The organism is Streptomyces sp. NPDC101181 (genome assembly GCF_044767975.1).
In the GTDB taxonomy this organism is placed as follows: Bacteria; Actinomycetota; Actinomycetes; order Streptomycetales; family Streptomycetaceae; genus Streptomyces.
Map to the genome: position 1 here is coordinate 81,576 of NZ_JBIWOX010000008.1, position 16,567 is coordinate 98,142.

Below are 16,567 nucleotides of genomic sequence, written 5' to 3' on the forward strand. Positions count from 1 at the left end.
CAGGGCTGACGGTTCGTCACCGATTGCGCCCGGCCTCTCACCACGGACGGACAAGAGAAGACGCCTGCCATGACCCTGCCCAGCGTGCTCGATCCCTTCTTCGCCCTGGCCCGCTCCCAGCCCGACCGGCCCGCCGTCGTCGACAACGGAGTCACCGTCCCCTACGGCCGGCTGGCCGGCTGGGCGGAGGCGGTGGCCGACCTCGTCGCCACCCGTGCCCGGCGGCCGCTCCCACCGGTGGGCATCACGGTCCACCACAGCGTCCGCGATATCGCCGCGATCCTCGGCGTCCTCGCGGCCGGGCGGGCCTTCGTCCCCGTGGGCGCGGGCCCCGAAGGCCACCCCGACGAGGCGCTGCGCGCCCTCGGCTGCGACGAACTGGTCACCACCGCGGGCAGCGGGCCGCTGCCCGCCGCATCCCGCGTCCTGCGCCCCAACTGGTCCCGCCCGCGCTCCCCTTCACGGCAGAGCGGAGAGCCGGTGCGGGCCGAGGACCCCGCCTACGCGCTGTTCACCTCGGGCTCCACCGGAGCCCCCAAGGCCGCCGCGGTCCCGCACGGCGCCCTGCACGCCGTCCTCCCGCACCTGATCGAGCGGTACGGCGTGGGCCCGGACACCGTCGCCCTGAACTTCCACCGGGCGGACGGCGACACCAGCCTGGAGGAGATCCTGCCCACCCTGCTCGCGGGCGGCCTCCTCGTCCTCGACGAGGAGGCCGAGAGCGACCTCGACCGGGTCCTCACCGACCACGAGGTCACCCTCGTCAACCTGCCCGTCGACTACTGGCACCTCTACACGGGCCACCTGCTGGAGACGGGCCGCAAGCTCCCCGGCCACATCGGGACCGTGGTCATCGGCGGCGAGGGCGTCCGCCCGGACATGCTGGAGCGCTGGGAGCGGCTCGGCGCCGGTCACGTCCGGCTGCTCAACACCTACGGCTCCACCGAGACCGCCCTCGTCACCCACACCGCCCTCCTCGCCGGGCCGGACGCCGGAGGACCGTTCCCCGAGGGCGTGCCGATCGGCCGCCCGCTGCCGTCCGTGCGCCAGGCTGTCGTCCCCCGTCCGGACGCGCCCGACGGCCCCGGTGAACTGTGGGTGGCCGGCCCGCAGCTCGCCACCGGCTACCTCGACGACCCCGAGCGCACCGCCGCCTGCTTCACCGAGGCCGATCCCGGCGACGGCCCGGACCGCTGGTACCGCACCGGCGACCTCGTCCACCAGGCCGCCGACGGCAGCCTGGTCTTCCACGGACGCCTCGACCACCAGGTCAAGATCCGCGGCCACCGGGTGGACCTGCTGGACGTCGAGGAGGCCATGGGCAGGCTCCCGGGCGTGACGGCGGTGGCCGCCGCCCCGCACGTCAAGGGCGAACACACGGTGCTGGTCGCCTTCGTGGTGCTGGGCGGCGAGCCCCCTGCCGCCGGGGAGGGTGTCGGCGCCGCCGTGCCCGCCGCCGTGGCCGATCCGCCCGCCGACGCGTTGCGCGAACGGCTGCGGGCCGTCCTGCCCGACCACTGCGTACCCGACCGGATCATCGCTGTCCCGGCCCTCGCCCACACACGCACCGGCAAGGTCCACCGCACCGCGACCCGGGACCGGTACCTGTGACGAACCGGCTCTTCGACCCCTCGGTCGCCCCGCCCGCCGTACCCGAGGTGAACGTCCGGGGACCCTGGTCCTTCCTCTGGTGGCTGGTGCGCGCCCGCCCCTGGCCGCTGGTGCTCAGCACGCTGCTCGGCACGGTCTGGATGGTGCCGCTCGCCCTCACCCCGCTCGTCGTCGGGCGGGCCATCGACGCGGCCGGACCAGGTGGTGGCGCGGGCGACGTGGTGCTGTGGGCCCTGGTGGCGCTCGGTCTCGGCGTCGTCCAGGCGCTCGCGGGCGCGGGACTGATCCAGGCCGCCGTCGGCTCCGAGGCGCACGCCGTGTCGTACAGCCACCGGGTGCTGATGCGCCAGGTCGTCCGGCTCGGCGCCACGCTGCGCACCAGGGCCCGCTCCGGGGACGTGGTGGCCTCGGCCGCCGCCGACGTCGAGAGCATCGGCCAGGCGTTCGAGGTGGTGGGCCGCACGGTCGGGGCGATGATCGCCGCCGCCCTGGTGACCGTCGCGCTCACGGTCACCTCACCGCTGCTCGGCCTCGCCGTCCTCATCGGCGTGCCCGCCGCCGTGCTCGGCATCGGCCCGCTGCTCCGCCCGCTCCAGGCGCGCGACGAGGCCCAGCGCGAGCAGATGGGCATCGCCACCTCCCAGGCGGGCGACATCGTCGCGGGCCTGCGGATCCTGCGCGGCATCGGCGGCGAGGCCCGCTTCGCCGAGCGCTTCCGCCGCACCAGCCAACAGGTGCGCAGGGCGGGCGAGTCGGCCGGACGGATGGAGGCGTGGCTCCAGGCGGCGGGCGTCCTGCTGCCGGGCCTCGTCACCGTCGGCATCGTCTGGTTCGGAGCCCGTCTCGCCCTGAACGGCACCATCACCGCCGGTGAACTCATCGCGTTCTACGGTGCCTCGGCCTTCCTCACGCTGCCGGTCAGCACCGCGACCGAGGCCGCCGAGACGGTCAGCCTGGCCCGGGTCGCGGCGGGCCGGATCTGCACCCTGCTGCGCCTGGAGCCCGACACCGCCGAACCCCCGCACCCGGAGCCCCTGCCGCCCGGCCCGCTCTCCCTCACCGACCCGGGGACCGGGATCACCGCTCGGGCCGGACGGCTCACCGTGGCCGTGGTGCCCACCGACCGCGCCGGGGACCTCGCCGACCGGCTGACCCGGCCCGTCGGACCGGACGGCACCCCGCCCGTGCTGCTCGGCGGCGTACCGCTCGACCGGGTGGACCTCGCCGAACTGCGCACCAGGACGCTGCGTTCCGGACCCGGCGACCCGTTGTTCACCGGCAGCGTACGAGAGGAGCTGACCGCCGCGACCCCCGCCCGCTCCCAGGAGGCGCTGGACCGGGCGCTGTGGGCCGCGGACGCCACCGACGTGGTCGAGGAGCTGCCCGGCGGGCTCGACGCCCTGGTCGACGAGGGCGGCCGGACCCTGTCCGGAGGCCAGCGCCAACGCCTGGTCTTGGCACGCGCGTTGCTCGCGTCCCCCGACGTCCTGGTCCTGGAGGACCCGACCGCCTCCGTGGACGCCCACACCGAGGCGCGCGTCGCGGAACGGGTGGCCGCGCTCCGCGCGGGACGCACCACCCTCGTGCTCACCGACAGCCCGCTGTGGCGCGGGGTCGCCGACCACGAGATCCGCCTCGACACGGACACCACCCCCGCAGGCCCCGACCGCCCCGCAGGAGGGCCCTCGTGACGACCACCACCACCCGGGCCGACGCCGGACCCGGCCCCGCCGGGACGGTCGCGGCCCCCGGGCGGCTGCCGCTGGCCGGCCGCGCCGATGTACGGGTCTGGGTCGGCGCCTTCCTGCGCCGCGAGGCCCCCCGGCTCGCCCTCACCTTCGGCCTGTTCGCCGCCGCGCTGCTCGCCGGACTGGTCGGGCCCCGGCTGCTGGGCCGGCTGATCGAGTCCGTCAAGGACGGCACCGGCACCGGCCGGGTCGACATGTTCGCCCTAACCTTCTTCGGGGTCCTGACCGCTCACGCGCTGCTCGCCCGTGCGGCCCGCACCCAGGCCACGCTGCTCGGCGAACGCGTCCTGGCCCACACCCGCGAGCACTTCGTCCGCCGGGTCCTCGGGCTGCCGCTGGCCCAGGTGGAGAGCGTCGGCACCGGCGACCTCCTCAGCCGCGCCACGACCGACGCCGACCGGCTCAACGAGAGCATCCGGCAGGCCGTCCCCCGGATCGCGCTCGCCGCGGTCACCATGGTGTTCACCCTCGCCGCGATCGTGCTGACCTCGCCGCTGCTCGCGCTCGCACTGTTGCCGGGGCTGCCCCTCGCGGTGCTCTCGACGTGGTGGTACCGGCGGCGCGCGACCCGGGCGTACGAACGACTCCTCGCCCAGGAGGCCGACGTCCTGGCGGTGGTGCACGAGACCGCGCGGGGCGCCGCCGCCGTGGAGTCCCTCGGGCTCGGGGCGCGTCAGCGCGCGCGGCACGGCCGGGCGGTCGACGCCGTGGTCCGCACGCGGCAGCGCACCACATGGCTCCAGACCATCTGGTTCCCCAGCCTGGACCTCGCCACGATGGTCCCGATGGCACTGACCCTGCTGATCGGCGGCCTCGCCTACCAGCGGGGTCAGGTGGGCCTGGCCGAGGTGACCGCGGTCGTCCTCTACGTACAGGCCCTCGGCGAACCCCTCGACGACCTGCTGACCTGGACCGACGAACTACAGATCGGCAACGCGGCGCTGCGCCGCATCCTGGGCGTGGACCTGCTGCCGTCCGAAAAGACCCGCCCGCCCGTGCCCACCGAGGGCCACGCGATCCGCCTCGAAGGCGTCGGCTTCGGATACGGGCCGGACCGGGAGGTCCTGACCGGGATCGACCTCGACATCGCACCCGGCGAACGCCTCGTCGTGGTGGGCGCGTCGGGCGCGGGCAAGTCCACGCTCGGCAAGCTGCTGGCCGGTGTGCACCACCCGGACCGGGGAAGCGTGCGCATCGGCGGCGCCGAGGTCTCCGGATTCCCGGTCGGGCAACTGCGCCGGGAGATCGTGCTGGTGACGCAGGAGCAGCACGTCTTCAGCGGGACGCTGCGGGACAACCTCACCCTGACCGGTGGGGGAGCGGAACCGGAAGCGGAGGACAAGGCGCTGTGGGAGGCGCTGGAGGCGGTCCTGCTCGCGGACTGGGCACGGACACTGCCCGACGGCCTGGACAGCGAGATCGGGCCGGGCGCCGCCCCGGTCTCCCCGTCCGCCGCCCAGCAGCTCGCACTCGCCCGGCTGCTGCTCGCCGACCCGCACACCCTGGTCCTCGACGAGGCCACCGCCCTGCTGGACTCCACCGCCTCGCGCCGGGTGGAGCGCTCGCTCGCGGCCCTGATCGAGGGCCGGACGGTGATCTCGATCGTGCACCACCTGGACTCGGTCCGGGACGCCGACCGCATCGCGGTCATGGACCACGGCCGGATCGTCGAACTCGGCAGCCACGACACCCTGCTCGCGGCGCGGGGAGCCTACGCCTCGCTGCTGCACTCCTGGGAGTCCGCCCGCGGCGACGACCCCCCGGCCACGAGCCTCACGGACTGAGGGAGCCGGAGCGCGCATACGGCTCGGCGCCCCGGCGAGACCGAGGCGCGTACCGACGCCTTGAGCGGGTTCCCCCGGGGAAGACGGGGTCAGCCGGACACGGGTTAGGCGCCGTTGTTTCGCGTCGGGTGATGGAGGACGCTGTTCACGGGGAGGTGGTCGCCCGTGAACAGCGCGGAGCAGTGGGTCTTCATCGAGGTGTTCCAGGTCAGGCGTCCCATTGATGTGGGCGAGGTCCGTTCTGGCGCGGACCTGGTGAGCCGGATCACGTACTCCTTCTACTGGGTTCTGCGTCCCAGCGGGGTTCCGGCCCGGGACTCCGTCCGGAGCGTCCCGGCCGAGGAGGTCCGGTGGCGGGCGGCGGGGGAGCGGTTCGAGCGCGCGGCGAAAGCCGCGGAGGATGCCTACTGGTCAGCCACCCGCCGCTGGAGGGTCCGCTTCCTGCCCGGTGCCCGCCGACGCCGGGAGCAGTCGGTGGAGCGTCTCCGTGCCGCTCTGGCGCAGGCCGAGGAGGACTACGCACCGGTGCGTGAGGAGATCAACCGCCGCCTGACCGCGGAGGCGGAGGAGCGGGAGGAGCAGGACCGCCGCCGGGAGGCCGAACAGGCCGAGCGGCGGGCACGCCAAGCGCTCTGGCGTGACCGGTGCCACGAGCTGGCGAGCCGGCGAGTGTGGTGCTGGGTGGTTGAGGGCGGCGGAACGTCGGTCCTGATCCACCGCTGCGACCTTCCCGCCGCGGCCCAGGCGCGCGGGACCGTCCATCGGCCGGCAAAGCCGCTGACGTTCCACCAGCTGGAGAAGAAGCTTCTGAAGCTCGGTGATGAGGGGTGTACCACGGTGCGCTGGGACCAGGCCTGCCGGGACAGTGTGGTTGCGGAGTGCTCGGTCCCCGGAGGCGCTGAGTCCTTCGAGGAGTGGTGGGCTGTCGTCACCTCCGACTTCTGGCTCCGCCCCGACACGATGCCGCGGCGCCCCCCTTCCGGCCCGGTCCGCGGACGGGGAGGTCACGGCTACACCGCGACCGACTACGGAAGCGGCGGCTTCAACTGCGGCGGCGGCTTCTGAGTCATCCCGTGTGCCCGGCGGGCAAGCTACGGCTCGGGCACGGTCGTGGAGCGCGGCCCGGCCATCGCCGCCGTGGCCACCACGGGCGGCGATCCCGCCAGTCGCAGGGACGCGAGCAGGTCGGCGAGACCGCCCGGGGCGCGGCCACGCAGCCGGTCGGCGCTGCGCACCGGGTGGTCGTCGCTGCGCGCGATGCGGTGCCCCGCCGCGGAGAGCCTGTCCACGAGGTCGCGGTCCTCGCTCGTCGTGAGGGGGGCGAAGCCGCCCACCCGGCGGTAGGCGGTGGCGGAAAAGCCCATGTTGGCGCCGTGGATGTGGGGGTGTTGCCAGGGCGGACCGCCGGGTGCCGTCGGACGGGTGCGGAAGTAGGCGGCGTCGTGCCGCTCGCGGGCCCGCCCGGAGCTCGTCGGCGCCGGCGGGGCGAGCCGGATGGTGCCCAGGACGAGGTCGTGGCCGCGGCGGGCCCACGCGGTCTGCCGCGTCAGCCAGTGCGCGGGAACGGTCGAATCGGCGTCGGTCATGGCAAGCCAGATGTCCGGCTCCGAGGGGCCCAGCAGCGACAGCGCCCGCAGGACTCCGGCGGCGCGGGCCGCCCCCACGTTGCGCCGGGCGACTCCCAGAACGTGAGCGCCCTCGCGTGCGGCGAGGGCGGCGGTGGCATCGGTGCAGTCGTCCGCGACCAGCACGGTGTGCACGGGCAGCGGGGCCACCTGGTCCGCGGCCGCGCCGATGCTCCGGATGCACGCCACGACGCGCTCGGCCTCGTTGTGCGCCGGGACCACGACGGCCACGGCGGAGACGTTCATGCCAGGCCCTCGGCGCGCGCGGGCGACAGGGCGGCCCCGGGGCCGGTGGCGCGCTCGTGGACGGTGAGGGTGAAGTCGGGGTCGTCGTACCGGGCCAACGGGCGCAGTTCCGCCGCCGCTTCGACCTCTTCGGCGATCTCCCGGCCGGTACGGGTGTGCTCGTCGACCGGGTGGTTCCAGTGGACGGTGACCAGGTGCCCGCCGTCGCCCAGGCTGTCGATGCTGTGCCGCAGCACCCGGGCGCGGTCCGCGGAGCCGAAGTAGTACAGGAGCTCCGACAGGACCACCAGGTCGAAGGAGCCCGCGGGCCACTGTCCGGGGACACTCATGTGCCGGACCGTCACCTGGGGCATCCTGGCCAGGCGGCGGCTTGCCGCCTCGACCGCACGGGGGGCCCGGTCGGCGCAGAGCAGGGCGTCGCAGCGCGGGGCGAGCAGTGCGCTGAGGACGCCGACGGAACAGCCCGGCTCGAACGCCGCGCGGTAGCGGGCCCGGGGAAGCGCCGCGACGGTCAGTTCGTACTTGCGCCGGTCGTACCACCGCTCGGCCAGCCGCCAGGGGTCGTCGGCTCGGGCGTACTGGCCCTCGAAGTAGCTGTCAGGAGTGTTCAACGCATCACCGTTTCGAACGCGCGGATGTGATGGGCCAGTTCCCACGGCGGCAGAACCGGGCCCTGCCCCGGGCCACGCGGTTCCAGCTGGCTGGTGAAGCAGGCCAGCGCCGCCTTCTTGCGGTCCAGAGCGCCCTCGGAGAGCGACAGCACGCCCGCCCGATGCCAGGGCACCCGGGGGTCGCCGGGGCGGGCCCAGTGCCACATCCACACCGGATACCTCCACACGGCGACCCTGCCCTCGCGACCGGCCCGCCGCGCGGCCCGGCCGGCCGCCTCGTGGTCGCTGTGCAGATCGCCCTCCCACGGCGCCAGACAGAGCGCCGCGCCGGTCCGCGCCACGACCTCGGCGATGATCACGCGGGCTTCGTCCTCGTGCTGGTCCAGGCCGGTGTCGGGCAGCGCCGCGTACACCGGTTCCGGCAGCGGTCCGAGAGCGCGCAGCGCCGCGGCGAGCTCCGCACGCCGTCGCCCGGCGAGACGGGCCATCGCCCCGGTGTCCCCGGTGCCGTGCGAGGCCTCACCGGCGGTCAGGCACACGGTGTGCACCGTGACACCCGACGCCAGGAGAGCGGCGATGGTCCCGCCGCAGCCCAGCACCTCGTCGTCCGGGTGCGCGGCCACCACCACGACGGGCCCATCGGGGACCCGCAGCAGCGGCAGCTTCGCCTCCAAGCCGGCCGCCAGCCAGTCGGCCTCGTCGGTCCCGGCCGCGTCGATCAGCGCCGCGGCCTCCTCCCGGGAGGGCGTCCCCTTCGCGGCCCCGCTCATCGCGCTCCCTCGGCGGCGTCGCGCGCCGCCAGCCGGCCGAGCTCCGCGAGGTCCGACTCGGCGTGGTGCTGACGTACGTACACCGTCAGGTCCGCCACCGCCCGCGCGTGCCGTTCGTCGTGGCACAGCGGCCCCGCTCCCGAGGCGCGGCCCACGTGCTCCATCACCTCGGTGCACACCTTCTCGACCAGGGACCGCACCCGTAGTCCGCGCAGCGCGGCCTCGCCGCGTTCGTCCAGAGGATCGGCGTCGATGGCGTCCCCGGCTCCCAGCACCATGGTCCGCGCGGTGTGCAGGAGTACGTCGACCGCGCCCAGGTGAGCGGCCGCGTGCTCGTCGATCCGGCCGGTCGCCGCGCGGTCGTAGAGAACGGTGGCGACGGCCTGAGCGCCGCCGAGCCAGCACGCCGCCACCCCGATCCCGCCGTGCGGGAAGCCGGCGCGCCGCAGATAACCGTCCGGGCCGCCGACGGCGCGCGCGGGTACGTCGTCGAACGTGACGTCCAGGGTGTCGCTGCCCCGCATGCCCACCGCGGGCCATGTCCCGGCGACCGGCTGGAACCCCGGGTGGCCGAGGGCCACCGCGAAGAGCCGGTAGCCGTCCTCGGCGTCCGCCGTCACCAGGGCGTGGGTGCAGCTGCGGGCTCCCGAGCAGTAGGGCTTGAGGCCGGTGAGCCGCCAGCCCTGCCCGTCCGGCCGGGCTGTGACCCCGGGGCCGGGCGGGCGCGCGGCCCACACGCCCCAACGCTCGTCCGGAGCGGGCAGCGCGTGTTCCAGCTCGTGCAGGATCGCCGCCGCGTCGAGGTGGCCCTCGGCGAGCCGAGCCAGCGACAGGTCCCTGCGGCCCAGTTCGGCCAGGGCGGCGAAACGGCGGGCGGTCGCACGGCCGGGCAGCGCGACCCGCGCCGCCTCTTCCGCGACGAAGGCCCGGAAGCTTTCACCGGCGCGGTACTCCGGGCTGAGCGGGTCGGGCAGGAGATCTTCCTGCCCGGGACGGTCGTTCATCGCTCGCTTCTCCTGAGCCTCGTGTGTGTGGGGGGGGGCGACGTGGACGGCGTGGGGCACCCCGGGGCGGGTCCCGCGATCGAGTTCGTCCGCCCGGCCGCCGGTGATCCCGCCGTGGCGGTGAGCCGGTTCGCCCCGGCCGGACTCCACCGGCCCGCCCGGCACGGGGCCGCGCCGGGCGGGTACGGGTGGTCTACGAGCTGGTGCGCGGTCCGGGCTCCTCCTGATTGGCCCGGGTCACCACCCGGTCGTTGCGCGCGCTGCCCCAGGCCCGGAGGAGCTTCGCGATCGGACCGCGCGGCTCCCCCGCCTCGGCGCCCTGGCGCAGCGGGCCGTGGTTCGAAGCGGTCGGCAGCACCCGCGCGACAGCCCCGCTGAGCCGGGTCGTCAGGCCGGGCGCCACACCGTGCGCGAGCTGGGCCGCCTTGGCGGGCAGGGTGAGCACCAGCCGGGCGCGCCGCTGGATGACCGCGTCCACGATCCTGCGGGCGGCCCGCTCAGCGTCCATCGACAGCAGCGGAGCGCCCGCCGCGGCGCTGAACCAGCCGAACTCGGCATCCACGTCTCCGCCGAACTCGGCCTGCCGGTGCGATCCGGTCCGCATCAGACCCGGGTGGACTGCGGTGACACTGACCCCGGAGGCAGCCGCCTCGGCGTGCAGCCCCTCGGCGAGCGCCCCGACCGCCGCCTTCGCGCACGAGTACGGCAGCAGGTGCGGAACGCCCGTCAGACCACCGACCGACCCGATGAGACCGAGGCGGCCCCGGGTCTCCCGCAGGTACGGCAGCGCCTCCAAAGACGTGTGCAGAGCGCCGAAGAACATGGTGTCCATGGCGTCGCCGAACTCCGACGCGCCCACCGCCTCGACGGGCGCGACCTGGATGACTCCCGCGTTGGCGATGACGAGGTCGAGGCCGTCGCGCTCATGGACCTCGCGCACCAGGGCACGCACGGCGGTGCGGTCGCGCACGTCGCACACGGCGGTACGCACGGTGACCCCGGTGTCCTCCCTCAGCCGCGCCGCCGCCCGCGCCAGTTCATCGGCGTCGCGGGCGGCGATGGTCACGACGCACCCGCGCTCCACCAGCCGGCGGGCCATGAAGAGCCCAAGACCCCGGGAGCCGCCGGTGACCAGGGCTCCTGGGCCCTTGGTCCGATGCGGGAGGCGGGTGCGGTCGGTCATCTCATCGCCCTTCCGGGGTGCGCTCGACAGGTGGTGGCCGACGCCGGAGCGCGGGCCTGCCCCGAGTTCCCAGCCTTCGACACCTGTAACGCTCCGCCGCACCCCTTTTCGCGGGAAGCCCCGGGCGTTCTCGCGGGAGGCCCCGAGCGGGCGGAGGCTTCCCGCCCGTGTTGTGGCCAGGCGGTGGCGGGGCGAGACTGAGGAGGGGGCGTGATCGGAGGAACCATGATCATCCTCGGCCTCATCCTTCTCATCATCGGCCTGATCGCCGGTATCGGCGTCCTGTGGACCATCGGCATCATCCTGGTGGCCATCGGCGCTGTGCTGTGGGTCCTCGGAGCCGTGGGACACGCGGTGGGAGGACGACGGCACTACTGGTGACGGGAGGTCCGCAAGACGTCGTGGACCCCTCTTCCGCCAGAGCGCGGTGTGGGGTCACCAGCCGCGTCAGGTCGGATGTGACCCGCGCAACGACGGGCGGTGCGGGCTGAGTTGCCGCTTCCGCCGTCCGAGGACGGGCGCCTGGAAGGGTGCCGATGTCCTGCAAGATTGACAGCTCCCTGCGGGGAAACTAGTTTCCTGAGAGGAAAGTGGTCGGCGAGCTGCCGACCTTCTCCTCTCGACGCAGGGAGATGCCGATGTCCACCCAGCCGGACCCGACGCCGGAAGAGGCAGCACGCGCTCTTCGGGACGTCGAACGACGACGTATACAGGCCGCCGAGGGCAGCGGGGGCGCGAAATGGGTGTACGTGGTCCTCGGCGTCGCGGTCTTCCTGCTGCTCGCTGCCCCTGACTGGGTCGATGACGCCGCACAGGCCTGGGTGTCCATCGCCTTCGCGGCGCTCGCCATCACCTACGCCCTTCTGCTCCGCACCCGTCGCGGTTCGGCGCTCCTGGGTCATCGCACAGGCGCGCGCGAGGAGGAACTGGACAGGTCCTACATGCGGAGGAGGCGTCTGACGCTGCTGTCCGTCATGGCGCTCGGTCTGGTCGTCTCGGTGCTGGGAACGCGGTTCTCGCTCGACACGCCGTACTGGCGTTCCGGCGTCGGGGTCCTGCTCGGCGGTGCGCTGATCCTTCTGGGACCCACATGGGATCAAGCGGTGAGGGCCCGCGCGGTGCGCGGCGCTCACCCGGCGGGGGCGGATCCGGGTGCCTCGCGCTGACTTCGATCCCGTACTTCTCGACTCCACGCGCCTGACCATCGTGTCACTGCTGGCCGGTACGCGGTGGGCGGAGTGGTCGTGGGTCAAGGAGTCGGCAGAGGTCTCGGCCTCCGCCCTCTCGAAGCAGATCACCACCTTGGAGAGCCACGGTTACGTCGACGTCAAGAAGGGCTACGTGGGCAAGCGCCCGCGCACCTGGGTGGCTCTGAGCGCGGACGGGCGCTCCGCACTGGAGAAGCACGCGGCGGCCCTGCAACAGATCGTGGACGCGTCCCGCCTCGCCACGGAGCGCGAGAGGCACGCGGAGCAACCGCGGCACTGATCACGGCCGAGGGCGACCCAGTCGTGGCCGGTGCGGAGCGGGTGCCCCGTCATCCGCCCTGACCCGCTTGTCAGACGGTCGGCTGCCGGAGACTCCCTTCGGCGTCCGAGTCCGAGTGCCGCCGGGTGATCAGGTATCCGAACGCGGTCGCGAGGATGTACATGAGCACCGAGTAGACGGCACTGGGGATCGCGACCTCGGTGCTGTCCAGAACACTGAGCGCGATGGTGAGCGCCACCGTCGTGTTGTGGATGCCGACCTCCATGGAACTCGCTATCGCCTGACGCCTGTCCAGCCGGAGCAGCCGGGCACCGGCGTAGCCGAGGGTGAGACTCGCCAGGCAGAAGATGCCGGTCACGAGTCCGACCTGCCGCATGTAGTCGGCCAGGTTCTCCCGCTCACCGAGCAGGGCACCGACCGAAACGATCACCAGCACGATGACGGAGAAGACCCGGACCGGGCGGTCGGCGCGGGTCGCGAACCGGGGCGAGCGGCGTCGGACCGCCATACCGACGGCGACCGGAACGAGCACGAGGGCGATCACCTGCACCACTTTGCCGAGTTGCAGACCGAGGTCTCCTTCGGCGTCGAAATGGTCGATGGCCAGGTTGGTGATGATCGGGATGGTGAGGGCGGCCAGTACCGAGTTGATCGCGGTCAGCGTGATGTTGAGGGCCACGTCCCCCCGGAAGAGGTGGCTGAACAGGTTGGCCGTGGTCCCGCCGGGGGACGCCGCCAACAGCATCACGCCGACGGCGAGCAGGGGGTCGAGGCCGAAGACCGTCACCAGTCCGAAGGCCACGAGCGGGAGCACCAGGACCTGGAGCACCAGCGCGACGACCACCGCCTTCGGCGACCGGGAGACCCTCCTGAAGTCGTCGACGGTGAGGGACAGCCCGAGGCCGAACATGATGATCGCCAGGGCGATGGGCAGGCCGGTGGTGATGAGTGCTGAGTCGTTCATCGCTGTCCTGTGGGTGAGGAGGGGAGGGCGCGGCAGGGACCGGCCCCGGGGCATGTCGTCAAACTGCCGTGCGGCAGGCGGCAGTTTGACGGCAGACCCCGGGCCCGGATGACCTCCCGTAGGTGACGGGTCGCCGGTTCTCCGGGGGTGCTCATCATGCTGGTGACCTCCCGTCATCTCCAGCCGTGTACCGGCTTCAGATGGCGACGGCGGTGATCACGTGTCCTGGGAGGGCACCCCGCGCCGGCGGTCCGGAGCAGTTCGCGAGCCCACCCCGGGCACGCGCCGGAGGCCGGCCACCGCCGGTGGCCGGCCTCCGGCGCGCGCGAAGGCGGGGCGGAGGCCGCTTCCGGCCCCTGCCCCGCCCTGGTCCCGCGGTATACGGACCCGTGCTATCCGGCGGGAACGGTGTCCTCGAACGTCGTTCCCGCGCTCCGGTACGCCCCGACCATCGCGTTCACCTGGGCCGGAGTGAGTACCTGGTCCTTCACATGCAGGACGTAGTCCACCTGCTGGTCGTAGGAGCGGGGCGTGGTGCTCGGCTGTCCTTCCAGGTCGATCAGCCACTGGTTGAAGTTGATCGACATCGGCCGCTCGGGCAGGTAAGCGGCCCCGTGCGTTCCGAAGTGCTGCCCGTCGACGTAGTACGTGATCTGGTTGTCGTCGATCGTGACGACCAGGTCGTGCCAGCCCGCGTACGACCGCCGGACCTCACTGTGCGCGTTGACCGCCTCCCACGGGTCGGGCCGGTAGGTCTCCCACGAGGTCGTGTACAGGATGTTCGCCGGTTCGCCCCAGCCGCCGTTCGGCAGGTACTCGAAGTCGTACTCCGCGTAGTCGTCCGCCATCGGCGCCTTGAGGTCGTTGATGGTGAAGAACGTCTGCACGACCCGGTCTCCGTCCGGACCCGAGCGCGGAGCGTCGCTGAACTTGACCCGGGAGGCGTACGTCCCGTTCTTGAACTTCATCCGCTGCGTCAGGATCTCGGTGTGCCGGGTCGACGCCCCGGTTCCGGCCGTGGAGGTCTCCAGGTTCATCACCGAGTTGCCGCTCTGCGCGGCGAAGGTGACGTTCTCCGGGGCCCAGGTCGCTCCCGGCACCCCGGGGCCGCCGGAGTTGGAGCGCACGCTCCAGCCGTTGGCGGTGATCCTCGGGTCGCTGTGCGAGCTGTAGCTGAAGTCGTCGAACAGCCGGGGACCGTCCCCCGGCGGGTTGGTGGGCGGTTCGGTGGGCGGATCGGTCGGGCCGTTGCCCGCCGGTGCCTGGCCCCAGACGGTCGCACCGTTCAGGTGGGCCGTGACCTTGGACCAGTCGCCGTACGCGGCCCGGTCGGGTCCGAAAGAGTAGTCGTCGGACTGGAGGAGCGAGGCCCAGGAGGACTGGTGGAAGCGCAGTTGCAGATCCCCGGTGTCCGCCCCCGGCGCGAGCGAGCCCGCCCCGGCGGTGAAGCCGATCTCCAGGTAGCGGTCGGCGGTGGCCGTCGGGGCCGCGAGCGTCCCGAACGTGCCGGTCACGTTCCCGCACCCCCGCACCGCCCAGGAGCAGGCGAACCGGTAGGCGGCGGAGGCCGCGTCGGCCTTGAAGTAGTAGCGCACCTTCACGCTGCTCAGGGGCACGGACGCCGAGCCGGTGTTGCGGACCTTCAGCCACGGCTCGCTCTGGTCCGCGTTGGCCCCGGGCGCGCTGGTCCGGTACTGCACGACGAGCCCGTCCTGCGCGGCGGAGGCCGCACTGGGCAGCGCGGCCAGACTGGTGCACGCCAGGGCCACGGCGGCGGCGGAGGCCACGCCGGTGCGCAGCCTGGAGCCGCGCGGTGTGCTGGTTGCTGTGTTCACGAGGGGGTTCCTCTCCAGAACGGTGGGGGACGGTGCGGGGGAGTCACGGGTGGGGTCGCGCTGCTCCTCAGGGGGCGGACGCCGCCGCGAGCGGCCCGGCGTCCAGCGGTCGGTGGGGGACGCCGAGGGCGTCCAGCCGGGCGGTGTGGTGCCGCAGCCGCTCGGTGAAGCCGGGCCAGTCGCCGGTCCCGCCGGACCAGGCCCGGTCGGCCAGCGCGCACAGCCGGGGGAAGGCCAGGTACTCGATCTCCTCGGGGCCCCGCGCGTACTCGGTCCACACCTGGGCCTGCGTCCCGAGCACCCGGGCCCGCTCCGCCTCCGGCCAGGTGCCGGGGGCCGGTTCGTAGTCGTGGACCGTGCGCAGGGTGACCGGGGGGCCGGGCTGGGCGATCGGCTCCGAGGGGTCGGCGGACCGGGCGTAGTCCAGATAGGTGGACCGGTGGTGCACCGCGATCACCTGGTGGCCGCGCCGGGCGGCTGCCCGTGCGTGGGCGGCGTCGCGCCAGGCCATCACCGTGAACTCCAGCGGCAGTTCGGTGCCGGTCTCGGTCCAGCCGACCGGGATACGGCCGTGCTCCACCAGGAACGACCCGACCCGGCCCATGAACCAGCCGTGCAGTGCCGCCGGGCTCTCAAGCCCTTCGGCGGCCGCGCGCTCCCGGGCGGCCGGGCTCCGCTCCCACTCCGTGGTCGGGCACTCCTCCCCGCCGATGTGGACGTAAACGGACGGGAAGACGTCCATGACCTCCTCCAGGACCGCACGGCAGAACGCGAAGACCTCGTCGTGGACGCCGAGGATCGTGTCGCACACCCCCCAGCGCGTCCACACCTCCAGCCTCCGGCCGGGGTCGTTGCCCAGCTCCGGGTAGGCGGCGAGAGCCGCCCGCACATGGCCGGGCAGCTCGATCTCCGGCACCACGGTGATGCCGCGCTCCGCCGCGTACCGCACCAGGCGCCGCAACTCCGCCTTGGTGTAGGCCCCTTCGTGCGGCTCGGCGTCGAACCGCGCCCCCTCCGGTCCGGTCGGGCCCAGCTGCGAGCGGGCGCGCCGGGAGCCGACCGAGACCAGCCGGGGGTAGGCGTCCACCGGCATCCGCCAGCCCTGGTCGTCGGTCAGATGCAGGTGCAGCACGTTCAGCTTGTGCAGCGCCATAAGGTCCACGTACCGCAGCAGAGAACCGACCGGCTGGAAACGGCGGGCCACGTCCAGCAGCGCCCCTCGCCACGGCAGCGCCGGCACGTCGGTGATCTCCACGCACGGCAGCTCCCAGGAACCGGCCCCGGCCGCCCCTCCCGACAGGGCCTCGGGCGGCAGCAGCTGACGGACCGTCTGAACGCCCCGGAACAGACCGGTCGGATGGGCGGCGCGCAGCAGCAGGGCCTGCGGGCCGACGGTCAGCCCGTACCCCTCCTCGCCGAGACCGCCGAGTTGCTCGTCCAGCGCGAGGACGATCCGCCCGTCCGGCGCCGGGGCCAGCGGCAGCCCGGCGGCCGGGCCGACCAGGGTGCGCAGCAGCTCCGCCGCCGGTTCGGCGCCCGGCAGCGCCCGGACGGCGGTGTCCCGGTCGAGGGTGAGCCGCCCGCCCGGCCAGGAGATCCTGGTGGGCCGGGGCAGGAGGGAGCGTTCGGGGCGCGGTACGGGCACGGGGGCCTCCGGGGAAGCGGATCGGGGGCGAACGGCGGGCGGGTCCACGGTCG

15 protein-coding genes are annotated in these 16,567 nt (G+C 73.8%); 7 read left to right on the forward strand and 8 right to left on the reverse strand.

What is annotated here, in order from left to right; all coding sequences use genetic code 11:
* Positions 1-69: 69 nt before the first annotated feature.
* The 4 genes from ACIRRU_RS14355 to ACIRRU_RS14370 all read left to right on the forward strand — a co-directional run bounded on the left by ACIRRU_RS14355 (position 70) and on the right by ACIRRU_RS14370 (position 6,208).
* The gene (locus ACIRRU_RS14355; RefSeq protein ID WP_403679817.1) at positions 70-1,611 is read left to right on the forward strand and encodes an AMP-binding protein; all 1,542 of its coding nucleotides are present in this window, start codon (positions 70-72) and stop codon (positions 1,609-1,611) included.
* A complete protein-coding gene (locus tag ACIRRU_RS14360) occupies positions 1,608-3,302 on the forward strand; it encodes an ABC transporter ATP-binding protein (RefSeq protein ID WP_403679819.1) in 1,695 nt (564 codons plus the stop codon). The genes ACIRRU_RS14355 and ACIRRU_RS14360 overlap by 4 nt, the downstream gene beginning before the upstream one ends.
* Positions 3,299-5,143, forward strand: a complete 1,845-nt coding sequence (locus tag ACIRRU_RS14365; RefSeq protein WP_403679821.1) for an ABC transporter ATP-binding protein — start codon at positions 3,299-3,301, stop codon at positions 5,141-5,143. The genes ACIRRU_RS14360 and ACIRRU_RS14365 overlap by 4 nt, the downstream gene beginning before the upstream one ends.
* Positions 5,144-5,308: 165 nt before the next feature.
* Complete coding sequence (locus tag ACIRRU_RS14370; protein WP_403679823.1) at positions 5,309-6,208, forward strand: hypothetical protein; 900 nt, start codon at positions 5,309-5,311, stop codon at positions 6,206-6,208.
* A gap of 26 nt (positions 6,209-6,234) precedes the next feature.
* On the opposite strand, the gene ACIRRU_RS14375 is transcribed toward ACIRRU_RS14370, so the two are convergent.
* The 5 genes from ACIRRU_RS14375 to ACIRRU_RS14395 form a co-directional block, all read right to left on the reverse strand.
* Complete coding sequence (locus ACIRRU_RS14375) at positions 6,235-7,014, reverse strand: glycosyltransferase (protein ID WP_403679826.1); 780 nt, start codon at positions 7,012-7,014, stop codon at positions 6,235-6,237.
* Complete coding sequence (locus ACIRRU_RS14380; protein WP_403679828.1) at positions 7,011-7,625, reverse strand: SAM-dependent methyltransferase; 615 nt, start codon at positions 7,623-7,625, stop codon at positions 7,011-7,013. Before ACIRRU_RS14380 ends, ACIRRU_RS14375 begins: the two co-directional genes overlap by 4 nt.
* Positions 7,622-8,395, reverse strand: a complete 774-nt coding sequence (locus ACIRRU_RS14385) for a PIG-L deacetylase family protein (protein ID WP_403679829.1) — start codon at positions 8,393-8,395, stop codon at positions 7,622-7,624. Before ACIRRU_RS14385 ends, ACIRRU_RS14380 begins: the two co-directional genes overlap by 4 nt.
* Positions 8,392-9,399, reverse strand: a complete 1,008-nt coding sequence (locus tag ACIRRU_RS14390) for an acyl-CoA dehydrogenase family protein (protein WP_403679832.1) — start codon at positions 9,397-9,399, stop codon at positions 8,392-8,394. Before ACIRRU_RS14390 ends, ACIRRU_RS14385 begins: the two co-directional genes overlap by 4 nt.
* Positions 9,400-9,592: 193 nt before the next feature.
* Complete coding sequence (locus ACIRRU_RS14395) at positions 9,593-10,582, reverse strand: SDR family NAD(P)-dependent oxidoreductase (RefSeq protein WP_403679834.1); 990 nt, start codon at positions 10,580-10,582, stop codon at positions 9,593-9,595.
* Positions 10,583-10,807: 225 nt separating this feature from the next.
* Between ACIRRU_RS14395 and ACIRRU_RS14400 the strand changes: the two genes are divergently transcribed.
* From ACIRRU_RS14400 to ACIRRU_RS14410, 3 genes are all read left to right on the forward strand, one after another.
* On the forward strand, positions 10,808-10,963 hold the full coding sequence (locus ACIRRU_RS14400) for a DUF6131 family protein (RefSeq protein WP_363202329.1): 156 nt from the start codon (positions 10,808-10,810) through the stop codon (positions 10,961-10,963).
* A gap of 257 nt (positions 10,964-11,220) precedes the next feature.
* Positions 11,221-11,748 carry a hypothetical protein gene (locus tag ACIRRU_RS14405; protein ID WP_403679835.1) on the forward strand — a complete coding sequence of 176 codons (528 nt, stop codon included), beginning with the start codon at positions 11,221-11,223 and terminating at the stop codon, positions 11,746-11,748.
* On the forward strand, positions 11,735-12,070 hold the full coding sequence (locus tag ACIRRU_RS14410; protein ID WP_403679837.1) for a transcriptional regulator: 336 nt from the start codon (positions 11,735-11,737) through the stop codon (positions 12,068-12,070). The genes ACIRRU_RS14405 and ACIRRU_RS14410 overlap by 14 nt, the downstream gene beginning before the upstream one ends.
* A gap of 70 nt (positions 12,071-12,140) precedes the next feature.
* On the opposite strand, the gene ACIRRU_RS14415 is transcribed toward ACIRRU_RS14410, so the two are convergent.
* The 3 genes from ACIRRU_RS14415 to ACIRRU_RS14425 form a co-directional block, all read right to left on the reverse strand.
* Positions 12,141-13,034: a bile acid:sodium symporter family protein gene (locus ACIRRU_RS14415; RefSeq protein WP_403679839.1), complete on the reverse strand. Its 894-nt coding sequence runs from the start codon at positions 13,032-13,034 to the stop codon at positions 12,141-12,143.
* A 392-nt stretch (positions 13,035-13,426) separates the two neighbouring features.
* Positions 13,427-14,869, reverse strand: coding sequence for a cellulose binding domain-containing protein (locus ACIRRU_RS14420; protein ID WP_403679841.1), 1,443 nt, complete (start codon positions 14,867-14,869; stop codon positions 13,427-13,429).
* Positions 14,870-14,936: 67 nt separating this feature from the next.
* On the reverse strand, positions 14,937-16,514 hold the full coding sequence (locus ACIRRU_RS14425; protein WP_403679844.1) for a beta-N-acetylhexosaminidase: 1,578 nt from the start codon (positions 16,512-16,514) through the stop codon (positions 14,937-14,939).
* Between the last annotated feature and the right edge of the window lie 53 nt (positions 16,515-16,567).

What these genes read in the sequence shown, in the direction of transcription:
- ACIRRU_RS14355 (WP_403679817.1), top strand. Translation starts at nt 70, where the DNA reads ATGACCCTGCCCAGCGTGCTCGATCCCTTCTTCGCCCTGGCCCGCTCC.
- ACIRRU_RS14375 (WP_403679826.1), bottom strand. Translation starts at nt 7,014, where the DNA reads ATGAACGTCTCCGCCGTGGCCGTCGTGGTCCCGGCGCACAACGAGGCC.
- ACIRRU_RS14385 (WP_403679829.1), bottom strand. Translation starts at nt 8,395, where the DNA reads ATGAGCGGGGCCGCGAAGGGGACGCCCTCCCGGGAGGAGGCCGCGGCG.
- ACIRRU_RS14390 (WP_403679832.1), bottom strand. Translation starts at nt 9,399, where the DNA reads ATGAACGACCGTCCCGGGCAGGAAGATCTCCTGCCCGACCCGCTCAGC.
- ACIRRU_RS14395 (WP_403679834.1), bottom strand. Translation starts at nt 10,582, where the DNA reads ATGACCGACCGCACCCGCCTCCCGCATCGGACCAAGGGCCCAGGAGCC.
- ACIRRU_RS14400 (WP_363202329.1), top strand. Translation starts at nt 10,808, where the DNA reads ATGATCATCCTCGGCCTCATCCTTCTCATCATCGGCCTGATCGCCGGT.
- ACIRRU_RS14405 (WP_403679835.1), top strand. Translation starts at nt 11,221, where the DNA reads ATGTCCACCCAGCCGGACCCGACGCCGGAAGAGGCAGCACGCGCTCTT.
- ACIRRU_RS14415 (WP_403679839.1), bottom strand. Translation starts at nt 13,034, where the DNA reads ATGAACGACTCAGCACTCATCACCACCGGCCTGCCCATCGCCCTGGCG.